This window comes from Megasphaera elsdenii DSM 20460, assembly GCF_003010495.1.
GTDB classification, from domain to species: Bacteria; Bacillota; Negativicutes; order Veillonellales; family Megasphaeraceae; genus Megasphaera; species Megasphaera elsdenii.
This window is the reverse complement of sequence record NZ_CP027570.1, coordinates 564,650-576,760: the sequence shown is the minus strand read 5'-3', so window position 1 is coordinate 576,760 and position 12,111 is coordinate 564,650. Positions and strand designations below refer to the sequence as shown.

11 protein-coding genes are annotated in these 12,111 nt (G+C 53.6%); 6 read left to right on the top strand and 5 right to left on the bottom strand.

The genetic code is table 11. The features are described 5' to 3' along the window. Positions 1 to 72: 72 nt before the first annotated feature. The 5 genes from aroD to C6362_RS02765 form a co-directional block, all read right to left on the bottom strand. Positions 73 to 822 carry a type I 3-dehydroquinate dehydratase gene (gene aroD / locus C6362_RS02790; protein WP_014015243.1) on the bottom strand — a complete coding sequence of 250 codons (750 nt, stop codon included), beginning with the start codon at positions 820 to 822 and terminating at the stop codon, positions 73 to 75. 154 nt (positions 823 to 976) lie between these two features. Beyond that, a complete protein-coding gene (locus C6362_RS02785) occupies positions 977 to 1,342 on the bottom strand; it encodes a P-II family nitrogen regulator (RefSeq protein WP_014015242.1) in 366 nt (121 codons plus the stop codon). Positions 1,343 to 1,353: 11 nt separating this feature from the next. Next, on the bottom strand, positions 1,354 to 2,763 hold the full coding sequence (locus C6362_RS02780; protein WP_014015241.1) for an ammonium transporter: 1,410 nt from the start codon (positions 2,761 to 2,763) through the stop codon (positions 1,354 to 1,356). Between the two features lie 280 nt (positions 2,764 to 3,043). Next, complete coding sequence (locus tag C6362_RS02770; RefSeq protein ID WP_014015240.1) at positions 3,044 to 4,018, bottom strand: AEC family transporter; 975 nt, start codon at positions 4,016 to 4,018, stop codon at positions 3,044 to 3,046. A 75-nt stretch (positions 4,019 to 4,093) separates the two neighbouring features. Continuing rightward, positions 4,094 to 5,284 carry a M20 metallopeptidase family protein gene (locus C6362_RS02765; protein ID WP_014015239.1) on the bottom strand — a complete coding sequence of 397 codons (1,191 nt, stop codon included), beginning with the start codon at positions 5,282 to 5,284 and terminating at the stop codon, positions 4,094 to 4,096. A gap of 204 nt (positions 5,285 to 5,488) precedes the next feature. Between C6362_RS02765 and C6362_RS02760 the strand changes: the two genes are divergently transcribed. The 6 genes from C6362_RS02760 to C6362_RS02735 all read left to right on the top strand — a co-directional run bounded on the left by C6362_RS02760 (position 5,489) and on the right by C6362_RS02735 (position 12,083). Continuing rightward, positions 5,489 to 7,063 carry a ClC family H(+)/Cl(-) exchange transporter gene (locus tag C6362_RS02760; protein WP_014015238.1) on the top strand — a complete coding sequence of 525 codons (1,575 nt, stop codon included), beginning with the start codon at positions 5,489 to 5,491 and terminating at the stop codon, positions 7,061 to 7,063. Positions 7,064 to 7,310: 247 nt separating this feature from the next. Next, positions 7,311 to 7,877 carry a peptidoglycan-binding protein gene (locus tag C6362_RS02755; protein WP_255411307.1) on the top strand — a complete coding sequence of 189 codons (567 nt, stop codon included), beginning with the start codon at positions 7,311 to 7,313 and terminating at the stop codon, positions 7,875 to 7,877. A gap of 118 nt (positions 7,878 to 7,995) precedes the next feature. After that, a complete protein-coding gene (gene glmU, locus C6362_RS02750) occupies positions 7,996 to 9,369 on the top strand; it encodes a bifunctional UDP-N-acetylglucosamine diphosphorylase/glucosamine-1-phosphate N-acetyltransferase GlmU (protein ID WP_014015236.1) in 1,374 nt (457 codons plus the stop codon). Between the two features lie 32 nt (positions 9,370 to 9,401). Continuing rightward, the gene (locus C6362_RS02745; RefSeq protein ID WP_014015235.1) at positions 9,402 to 10,367 is read left to right on the top strand and encodes a ribose-phosphate diphosphokinase; all 966 of its coding nucleotides are present in this window, start codon (positions 9,402 to 9,404) and stop codon (positions 10,365 to 10,367) included. Positions 10,368 to 10,384: 17 nt separating this feature from the next. Further along, positions 10,385 to 10,948, top strand: coding sequence for an aminoacyl-tRNA hydrolase (gene pth / locus C6362_RS02740; RefSeq protein WP_036220477.1), 564 nt, complete (start codon positions 10,385 to 10,387; stop codon positions 10,946 to 10,948). Positions 10,949 to 11,096: 148 nt separating this feature from the next. Beyond that, complete coding sequence (locus C6362_RS02735) at positions 11,097 to 12,083, top strand: MBL fold metallo-hydrolase (protein WP_014015233.1); 987 nt, start codon at positions 11,097 to 11,099, stop codon at positions 12,081 to 12,083. The last annotated feature ends 28 nt before the right edge of the window (positions 12,084 to 12,111 follow it).

Here is a 12,111-nt window from a genome sequence, read left to right as displayed (position 1 = left end):
GCGGATACCCTATCATTACTTCCGTATGAAGACATTGAGGCAAGCCCTTTGCCTATGTGAACTGCATCCTGATCAGAAATGGAGGGCACGCAAGATTTGCTGCAGTGTCGTGACTTCCAGCTGACCCGGTGCAGAGGCCTTTTTGGCCGAACCAAAGGTCAGGGCGGAGCCGAAGATTTCCCCGCTGATGCGGCTGATAGCGCCGAGTTTACCCATAGACATGGTAATGAGTGGTTCATCAGGATATTGGGATTTGACGGCTTCCGTTGCCGACAAGAGGGTCAGGACGTCTTTGGCCGAGTTCGGCATACAAGCCAGTTTAGCCACGTCAGCGCCGAGTTTCTTCATGCCAATGAGACGGCCCGTGATTTCATCGAAAGACGGTGTCTTGTCGAAGTCGTGGTTGCTCATGATGACTGTGACACCGTGTTCTTTTGCGATGGTCAGGACTTTTTTTATGCTGGCGCGGTCGCGGAAGTATTCGACGTCGATGGCATCGATTTTACCGCTTTTGACAGCATAATCGATGAGATCGAAGTAGTAGCTTTCAGGAACTTCCATTTCGCCGCCTTCTTCTTTAGTGCGGAACGTGAACAAGATTGCGCTGTCAGGTAATTCCTGGCGGACAGCGGCTAAGGCATCACCGACAGCGTCGAGGGATGTGACATCCTTCAGGAAATCGATGCGCAGTTCGACGACGTCATAGATCTTGTCTTGGAGATAGCGGCACTCCTGGACGAGTTCGTCCGCAGAATGACCGACCAGGGGAACACAGATTTTAGGCATGCCATTGTCGAGGGCAACCTTGCCGATTTTTACCATAAGTTGAATTCCTCCTCTTGCGAGCAAATTGCAGTGGATTTTTCTTTCATGACGCTATTATAGCGCAAAAATGATAAGTTGTTAGCCCCTTAATAACAAAAAGAGGGGATTCGCATGAAACCTTATATCATCATGCGAATCCCCTTTTATACACTTACTTTTCGTCCATAATGGCCACAGGGCCACGGTCACCAGTACGGATGCGGACGGCATCGTCCAGGCGGTAGATGAAAATCTTGCCGTCGCCGGGTTTTCCTGTTTTGCAGATTTTTTCAGCGACTTCGACGACCTTGTCGACCGGGACTTCGCAGACGACCGTTTCGACTTTGATGCCCGGCAGGAGGTTGATGTTATACCGCTGGCCGCGGTAGACTTCGACGTAGCCTTTCTGGAGGCCGCAGCCGAAGACCTGGCTGACCGTCATGCCCATGACGCCGATGTTGTTCAGGGCTTCTTTGAGCTCTTCCAATTTACTGGGACGAGTGATGATTTCTACTTTTGTAATCGGATGTTCTTCCATTCGTATCACCTCTATAAGTTACGACCGTTAATGCCTGCGCTGTTGACGGCGGCATTGTCTAAAGCTGCATTGCCAAAGGGCGTCGTCGGCGTTTCTCCGAAGGGGCTGCCGGACATGATAGCATAATTATAACCCCGTTCGCCGTGTTCGCCAATATCGAGACCTGTGATTTCTTCGTTCTTATCGGTGCGGACAGTCATGAAGAAGCTGATGATCTTGAAGAGGATGAATGTGCCGACAATAGCCAAAGCATAAGCGACGACGGTCGAAATGATCTGAGCGACGAGCAGGTCGGAGCTGCCGTAGAATAAGCCGTCAGCACCGGCCGGGTTGACTTCTGTCGTAGCCCAGATGCCGGTAGCGATGGAACCCCAGGTACCGCCGATGCCGTGGATACCGAAGGCGTCGAGGGAATCGTCGTAACCGAGTTTGGCTTTGACGACAGCGACGGCGAAGTAGCAGATGACGCCGCCAATCGCGCCGATGATCAAGGCTGGAAGGGGAGCGACGAAGCCAGCTGCCGGTGTGATGGCAACTAATCCGGCGATGCAGCCCGAAGCGGCACCGAGGATGGTCGGTTTACCCTGGACAATCCATTCGACGGCAACCCAGGTGACGGTAGCTGCCGCAGCGGCAGCCTGCGAAGCGATGAAGGCGCTGGCAGCCAGAGCGTTGGCGCCGAGCGCACTGCCGGCATTGAAACCGAACCAGCCGAACCAGAGGAGAGCCGCACCGAGGACGGTCATGGGCAGGTTATGCGGAACCATGGGGATTTTCCCATAGCCATAGCGTTTGCCCAGGAGGACGCAGAGTGTCAGGCCAGAGACACCGGAGAGGATGTGGATGACCAGGCCGCCGGCAAAGTCCAGGGCGCCGAGTTTAGCCAGGAAGCCGCCGCCCCAGACCCAGTGTGCCATGGGGTTGTAAATGAAGATGGCCCAGAGCAGGATGAAGACGACGAAAGCGTGGAACTTCATGCGTTCCGCAAAGGCCCCTGTAATCAGGGCCGGAGTAATGACGGCGAACATGCACTGGAAAGCGACGAAAGCCATTTCCGGAATGGTCCCGTTTTCCAGAACGGACATGCCGACACCGGCCAGGCCGACTTTATCAAGAGAACCGATGAAACCATTAATATCTGTGCCGAATGTCATGGCGTAGCCGATGAGGATCCATTCTACGGAAATCATGGCGACGATGAAGAAACTCTGCATGATCGTCGTCAAGACGTTCTTATTGCGGACCATGCCGCCATAGAAGAAGCCCAGGCCCGGTGTCATGATGAATACCAGGGCGGCGCTGATGAGGACCCAGGCCGTATCGCCTGTATCGATCGTCCCCGGATCGGAAGCGAAGGCTGCCGGCGCTGCCATGAGCAGACACGGGAGCAGCACTCCTAAACGTGACCATAATTTTTTCATATTCCCAAACCTCCTGACAAAGAAAAAAGATGCCTTTCCTGATGGAAATCACCAGGAAAAAGACATCATTGTCTACTGTCATATTTTATTATCGCCAGAATATACGAAAAGCCCAGGAAGACAGGGGTACTGTCCTCTTGGGCTCCTTTGCCGTCATTATTCTGTTGATGGGAATATTATATAAGAAAAATCGCATTGTGTCAATAACTTTTTTTGTAATTCTTTCGATAAAAGTTAGAATATGTTGATTTTCTTAACGATTAGGTAAAAAGCATATCATCTAGACGAAAAGAATGTGTCCCAGGAAAATATAGAAGGTCAGGGATACGGCGCTGAGGGCCGTCGTATTCATGACGACCTGCGTGGCATAATCGGGATTGTTGTCGAATTCGATGGCGAACAAGGCTGTATTGACGGCTGTCGGGATGGCGCAGTAGATGAGGAAGACCGTAGCGCTGACGGCGGTGAACGTGCCGGGCCGGAAGGCGTTGGCGATATAGATCATGGCCAGGCCGATGAGGGGCAGGGCCGTCATCTTGAGGATGCTGACAATCCAGACATCCTTGTCGAGCCAATGGATCTTCGTCTGCGATAACTGGGCGCCGATGCTGACCATGGCCAGGGGCAGGAGGGCCTTGCTGGCCATTTCCATGATGGGCCATAAGAAGAAGTCCTTCGCATCCCAGCCGATGTAACGGGCAATCAGGGCGGCGGCTAGGACATAGAGCAGGGGCATGTGGAACATGACGGCCAGTGTATCCCGGGCCGTCAGGCGACCTCGGCCGGCCTGGTAAAGACCGAGTGTGTTAAGGGAAATGCTCTGGATCATGAAGATGATGATCTGGACGACCATGGCTTCGGCCAGATACGGCGTCTGGCCGTTGACGACGAAGGGGTCATGGGAAAAGACGAGGATGATCAAGGCGACGCCCAGATTGCCTGTGTTGTTGAACATGAAGGCGTTGCGGCACGATTCCAGCATGGCTGCGTCATAATGGCGGATACGGGCTACGATATTGGCGATGATGAAGCAGATGAACATGAAGATGGCAATGGCGGCGATGATATTGATACTTGTCGCCGGGAATTGCGTCGTATAGATGTTGGTGAAGATGAAACTGGGGATGACCAGGAAGAACATGAGCTTTGACAAGGTCTTGACGTCGAGATGAAATTTTTTATCGAGGAAATAGCCGAGGACGACGAGAAAGAAAATGGGAAGCATTGTGTGTTCGATAATGAACCAGAAAACCATGAGGGGTATCACTCCTTTTCGAGATGGATACCCCTCATTATACGCTCAATATGAAATTAGACAACTCGTGATTTATCAATAGCTTTCAAAGTAATAGACGATGTTGAGCATCGTTTCGCACATATACTTCAAGGCATTGCTGTCCCAATGGAATTCCGGCGAATGGCCAATGACCGGTGCGTCGCTGTAGACGCCGACGTAGTAGAATGAGCTGGGCACGGCGGCACTGAAGTAGGCAAAGTCTTCTGAACCAGAACCGCGTTTCAAAGGAATGAGGTCGACTCGATTGGCACAGTGGTCTTGTAAAATGTGGACGACCCGGTCGGTGACGCCATCGTCATTGACGCAGACTGGCGAGAAAGGTACGACGTTCAAATCGAAAGTGCCGCCATAAGTGGTGGTGACGTTTTTCAGAATAGCCTGGATGGCGTCGAGGATGCGTTTTCGTTTTTCTTCATTATACGTCCGCAAGGTCCCTTTCAGTTCGGCCGTTTCCGGGATGACGTTCGGGTTGTGGCCGGCCTGGAACTGGCCAAAGGTAAGGACGACGCCGTCGCCGTCAGCGTGGCAGTTGTAGACGAAGTTCTGAATGGACTGGATGATATCGATGCCCATCTGAATCGGGCTGATGCATAAGGACGGCTGGGATCCGTGGCCGCCGCGGCCGTGGAGGGTGATCGTGAAGTCGTCACAAGATGCCGAGATTTCACCGCGGCCGATGCCGACGTAGCCCTTTGGCAGACTGCCAGCGACGTGCAGGCCCAGGGCATAATCGACGCGGGGATTGTTGAGGATGCCGGCGTCAATCATGCGGGCTGCGCCGCCGTTGCCTTCTTCAGCCGGCTGAAAAGCCAGGCGGATCGTGCCGCGCAGGCAGTCCTTGTGCTTGTTAAGGATTTTGGCGACCCCCAGGAGATTGGCTGCATGGCCGTCATGGCCGCAGGCGTGCATGACGCCGTCGACGAGGGACGAATAGGGGCAGTCGAATTTTTCCGTCAGCGGCAAGGCGTCGATATCGGCCCGCAAGAGGATGACCGGACCGGGCAGGGCGCCGTGGATCAGGCCGGTGACGCCCGTACCGGCGATGATCTTGACGTCTTCAATGCCCATGAGGGACAGTTCCTGGAAAATTGTCTTGCACGTATCAAATTCCTTTTCGCTCAATTCCGGATGGGCATGGAAATACTCGCGCATTTCCATCATATACGGCAAGGTCTTGCGCACTGCTTCGTGAATATTAAATGTCGGTGTGTATCTATCGTTCATAGGACAGTCCCCCTTTATTGAGCCGGATGCATTTTCTATATATGTATATATTATTCTATAATAAAACAAAAAATCCTGCCACCGACAGCGGATTTTTTTCTATATTACTATAATAAGACCTGGGGAAGGCCTTCGAGGGCCTGCTAAAGCCGCAGTACTTGTGGTATAATTTTGGTCATACGAATAGAAAGGATTGTGAAAGATATGCATGTCGATACACAGTTAGAAGCGGCTCTGCGGGCTCTGGACCATTGGCCGCGGTTCCGGCTGCGCCTTTTTTTTGAAGGCATTTTAGTCGGAATATTATCGGGAACCGTTATCAGCTTTTTTCGCTGGGGCCTGGAAATGGGGACAGTTTGGCGCCAATGGATCTATGCCAATGTCCTGGCCAGCGGCGGCATACTCCTGAACCTGGGCTGGTTCGCTGTCTTACTGGCCGCGGCCCTGCTCTTATGGCGTCTGGGCGTGTATGAACCCAATGCCGGCGGCAGCGGCATCCCACAGGTAAAAGGCGTCATCTTAGGGGCCATCCGCATGCGCTGGCTGCGCATCCTCTGGGTCAAGCTCGTCGGCGGCATCGTCGGCATCGGCCTGGGCCTGTCCCTGGGCCGCGAAGGACCGTCCATCCAGATCGGTGCCGTCACCGCCCAGGGCTTGAGCCGGGCTTTCGGCCGGACGCGGATGGAAGAACGCTATCTCATCACGGCCGGTGCCAGCGCCGGCCTGGCGGCGGCTTTCAATGCGCCACTGGCAGGCGTCATGTTTGCCCTGGAGGAACTGCACCGCAATTTTTCCGGTGTCGTCCTGGCACCGTCCATGGCAGCGGCCCTATTGGCTACCATGGTCAGCCGTTACGTCTTTGGCCGGGCGCCGGTCTTCCATTTCGGCATGCTGCCGCCCTTTCCTCTCCGGTACATGTGGATTGTAGTTATTTTGGGAATTATTATCGGTTTTGCGGGCGTTATTTTCAATAAAGGCTTGCTGAATATTCATTATTTTTATGACTTACCCGTTTTTCGCAATCAATATATGCGCATTGCCTTTGCCTTATGCATGGCCGGCGTACTGGGCTATGTCTTCCCCGAAGTCCTTGGCGGCGGCAACGACCTGGTCAACAGTCTTTATACGCTGCCCTTGTCGCTGAAACTCTTTGCCGGCCTGCTCATCGGGAAGTTCCTCTTTACCCTGGTCAGCTATGGCTGCGGCGTTCCTGGCGGCTTCTTCCTGCCCATGCTGGTCCTGGGGGCTTTGACGGGCGGCATTACGGGCATCGTCTTCGTGCAGCTGGGCCTCATCTCTTCGTATTACTTATCTAACATCGTCGTCATCTCCATGGCTGCTTTTTTTGCGGCCTCGGTACAATCACCGGTTACGGGAACGATTCTCATCATGGAAATGACCAGCTCTTATGAACACCTGCTCGTCCTCTGTACGGCGTCACTGGTCGCTTTGGTCGTAGCCCAGCTCTGTCAGGGCGAACCGATTTACGAAGCCCTGCTGCAACGGAACTTGGCCAAGAATAAGCCTGTCTTATCGTCGGAAGAACGGCGGAATCTCTTGGAATTGACCGTATCCAGCGGCAGTCAGGCTGATGGGAAATATATCGGCCGTATCGCCTGGCCGGCTCATACGGTCATCGTCGATGTCAAGCGCGGCAGTGGTGACATCATCCCCGATGACGATACGTGTCTGCGCGCAGGGGACTACCTTTATGTCCTTACGGATTCTGTCGAAGGGGCCGAATCCATAAGAAATATTGTGGAGAAGACAAAGTCTTGAAATAGGTAAAAATGCATAATAATTATAAAAAACTAGCACCAGGTACTAAAAAATACAACTCAAAGTTGAGCATTAACGGCCATATACTGATTGGATAACGTGCAGAATAGGGTATAAAATCATCGAAAATGAATTATAATTATCAATTTTTTTGACTTATGGTGGGAAGTTTGCTATAATTCAGGACGTACTTGATATTGTGTTCGTTCAAAGAGGTGGTTTTTTGAGAAATCGTATACTGATATTAATGACAACAATCTGCATATTTGCGTTTACATCCCTGGCCTGTGCCAGCGTTCAAATGGGTATGAGTGGCTCTGTCGTACAGAGCGTTCAATATATGCTTCAGGACACGGGCTATCTGTCCGGCAGTGCTGATGGCGATTTTGGTCCTTCGACAGAAGCTGCTGTCGAACAGTTCCAGGCTGACCACGGCCTTACGGCAGACGGTGTCGTCGGCTCCCAGACCATGGAAGCTTTGTCGGAAGCCAGCGGCCGTCCGATTCCTGAAGAATCGTCTTCGACAGAAGGCTATCAGCGTCGTCTTGTCATGGAAGCTACGGCTTATACGGCTGCCGATGGCGGCGGTGATGGCTACACGGCAACGGGCCAGTACCTCCAGCGCGGCATGGTCGCTGTCGACCCCGATGTCATCCCTCTCGGCTCGCAGCTCTACATTGAAGGCTATGGCTATGCCGTAGCTGCCGATACGGGCGGAGCCATCGTTGGCGACCGCATCGACCTGGCCATGGATTCGACCAGCGAAGCCCTGGACTTCGGCCGTCGCGATGTCGTTGTCTATGTATTAGGTTAATACGAGCTATTGGATAAAAGAGGCGTCTTTATGGGACTGCCTCTTTTTTTTCGCCCCGTTTTGTGTTATCCTTAAAAGGACATTATATAGTTATGGAATTCAGGGAGGCTATAACTGGATGAAAAATACTATTGCACTTATCCTCGCTGCCGGCAAGGGGACGCGTATGAAGTCGAAGTTCCCCAAGGTTTTGCACAAAGTCGGCGGTGTCCCGATGGTCGAACAGGTACTGCGGGCTGTCAAAGCAGCCGGGACACAGCGCCAGGTCGTCGTCGTCGGTTTTGGCGGTGAAACGGTCCGGGATTACCTCGGTGACCAGGCCGAAACGGTCATGCAGAAAGAACAGCTCGGCACAGGCCACGCTGTCCTGCAGGCCGAACCGCTGCTCCAGGGTGAAGCTGGCACCCTCCTTGTCACCTGTGGCGATACGCCGCTGGTCACGAAGGAAACGTTTACAGCCCTTATCCACTGTCATGAACAGAGCGGCGCAGCTGCGACGGTCCTGACGGCGCACATGCCGGATCCGACGGGATACGGCCGCGTCATCCGTGATGAAAAAGGGCAGGTCGTCAAAATCGTCGAACAGAAAGACGGTACGCCGGAAGAACTGGCTGTAGACGAAGTAAACGCCGGCATTTACTGTTTTGATATGTCTCTCTTGTGGGATATGCTTCACAACGTCACCAATGACAATGCCCAAGGTGAATATTATCTGACCGATATCATCGGCATGCTCGTATCGGCAGGCAAGGTCGTCAGTGCCTTTGCTGCACCGTCCTATGCGGAAACGCTCGGTGTAAACTCGCGTCAGCAGATGGCCGAAGCCGAACGGGTCCTGCGCCAGCGTAAACTGGATGAACTCATGACCGATGGCGTCTCCATCATTGACCCCAATAATACCTATGTAGACACGACGGTTACCGTCGGCCGCGACACCGTCCTCTATCCGGGGACGATCCTCGAAGGCGATACAATCATCGGCGAAGGCTGCCAGGTCGGTCCGTATGTCCGCATGACTAACGTCAAGATGGGCGACGACGACCATGTCCAGTTCATGTATGCTCATGACTGCGAAATCAAGAACGGCTGCGAAATCGGCCCGTTCGTCCATTTCCGGCCCAATACGGTCATTGGTAATCAGGTCAAGGTCGGCAACTACATGGAAGTCAAGAACTCCATTGTCGGCGACGGCACGAAATTGCCGCATCTCAGCTACATCGGCGACAGCGATGTCGGCAGCGGTGTCAATATCGGCTGCGGCACGATCACTGTCAATTACGACGGCAAGATCAAGCACCGCACAACCATTGGCGACCATGCCTTCGTAGGCTGCAACAGCAACCTGGTCGCACCGGTCAAAGTCGGCGATTACGCCTATGTCGGCGCCGGCTCGACCATTACCAAAGATATTCCGGCCAAAGCCTTATCCGTTGCCCGGGCACGGCAGCGCAACATTGAAGGCTGGGTCAAGGAAGATACATATAAAAAATAATATTAATCACTACTTACACAGGGAGGCTCACTATGAGTTACGAAGACGGGAAAAAGCTGAAGATTTTTACGGGGAATGCCAATCCGGAATTGGCTAAGGAAATTGCCGATTACCTCGGTTTGGAACTGGGCAAAGCCTTTGTTGGCAAATTCAACAACGGCGAAATCCAGGTCATGATCGACGAAAGTGTCCGCGGTAAGGACGTATTCGTCATCCAGCCGACATGCCAGCCGGCCAACGATACCCTCATGGAACTGCTCATCATGGCAGATGCCCTCAAACGCGCTTCGGCTAAACACATTACCGCCGTTGTTCCGTATTATGGTTATGCACGTCAGGACCGCAAGACCCGCGGCCGTGAACCGATTACATCCAAACTGGTTGCTGATTTGATGACGACCTCCGGCATCACCCGCGTCGTTACCATGGACTTGCATGCCGGCCAGATCCAGGGTTTCTTCGACATCCCTGTCGATCACCTCGGCTCGGCTTCCATCATTGCCAAATACATCAATCAGAAGAAAGAAGAAACGGATATGGGCGACATCGTCGTCGTATCTCCTGACCTCGGTGGCGTAACGCGTGCCCGCGATCTGGCTGACCGCGTCAATGCACCGATCGCCATCATTGAAAAACGCCGTCCCCGTCCGGGCGTTGCTGAAGTCATGAACATCATTGGCGACATCAAAGGCAAGACCTGCATCCTCGTCGACGACATCGTCGATACGGCTGGTTCCTTGTGCGGTGGCGCCAAAGCCCTGAAAGAAATGGGCGCTTCCCGTGTCTTTGCTGCCTGCGCTCATGCCGTCCTCACCGATCCGGCTGTCGAACGCATCCAGAAATCGGTCATTTCCGAACTGATCATCACCAACACCATCCCCTTGCCGCCGGAAAAACAGATCGATAAGATCAAAGTCCTTTCGGTTGCGCCGCTCCTCGGTGAAGCTATCATGCGCATCTTCCACGACGTTTCCGTAAGCCGTCTCTTCGACAAATAAGGAAATCCATCGTGCATATGATCGTTGGCCTGGGCAATCCGGGCCGTCAATATGAAGAATCGAAACACAACACGGGTTTCCGTGTCGTCGATGAATTAGCCAAGCGCTGGAATGTGACCTTGTGGCAGGATAAGATGGACGCCCTCGTAGCCCAGACTACCGTGAACGGTGAAAAAATCATCCTGGTCAAGCCGCAGACTTACATGAATGAAAGCGGCCGCGCCGTCGGCCCGCTTATGCGCTGGTATAAGATCGACCAGCCTGATGTCTACGTCGCGTATGACGATATGGACCTGGCCGTCGGCCGCCTGCGGATCCGCAAGAACGGCAGCGATGGCGGACATAACGGTATCAAGAGCCTTTTCGCCAACGGCTGTACAGATTTTACCCGTTTCCGCGTCGGCATTGGCCGGCCCTTGCCGCACCATGACGTCGTCGACCATGTCCTGACTCCTTTCCCGGAAGAACTCCGCGAAGCCTACCAGCAGGGCATCGAAGACGCGGCCACAGCCATCGAAGGCTGCCTGAGCCTCGGCGTCGACAAAGGCATGAATCGCTATAACCCAAAGAAGAAGAAATAAGAAAAGGGCTTGTCGCATGTGCGACAAGCCCTTTTAAGTGGTTAGCAGCTAGTGGTTAGCGGTTAGCAAATGGTTTTAAATTTAAAGGCCTTTATCCGTAGGGGCCGTCCCAGAGGGCGGCCCGCCTGATTCCTTAAAAGGAGGTCCTATGATTCAGCAAGTCTATTCTCATCCCGATATTTACCGTATCCGCGTCGATCTGCCCGACAACCCCTTGCAATATCTCAATGCTTATGTCATCAAAGGGCCGTCTGGCAATCTGGTCATCGACACGGGTTTCAACCGCCCTGAATGTAAACGGGCCTTGGGCCGGGGTTTACAAGAATTGGGTATCCGTTTACAATCCGATACGGCCCTGTTCATCACCCATCTCCACGCCGACCACAGCGGCCTTGTCGGCCTTTTTGCCGCTGCCGGCTGCCCTGTTTACATGCATCCCGTCGATTACCAGTATCTCGTCGATTCTGAGGACGGCTCGACATGGAAGGCGGCTGAAGACAATTTCATGCGCGAAGGCATGCCACCGGAAGAAATCAGGACCCAGTTCTCCAACCAGGCCCGGACCTTTTCGCCGGACCCTCATTTCCCGGTGACGACCGTCCAGGACGGAGACCACCTTCATCTGGCCGGCTGCGATTTACAGGTCATTCACGCGCCGGGCCATACGCCGGGGCTGTGCTGCCTGTACCTGGCGAAAGAGCAGGTTTTCTTTACGAGTGACCACATCCTCTTCGACATTACGCCGAACATCCAGGTCTGGTATCACATGAAACACGCGTTGCAGCGTTATCTCGAAAGTTTACAGAAGGTCCGCGACCTGCCCATCCGGCTGGCCCTGCCGGGGCATCGCGAAGGCGATACGTCTATTGTCGGCCGCATTGATGAAATCATGGCCCATCACGACCGCCGCCTGGCCGAAATATGCCATCTGGTAAAGTGCTATCCGCACAGCACGGCTTACGAAATCGCCCCGCATATGACCTGGTCCATGCGCGGCAAGAAGTGGAAGGATTTCCCGCCGACGCAGAAGTGGTTCGCCCTGGGCGAAACGCTGGCCCATATCGAATACCTCGTCGATCACGGTACCTTGCGCTGCTGTGAAGAACAGGGCTGCCGCCGCTATGATTTGATTTAACGAGAAAGAAACTATAAATCCTCTCGGG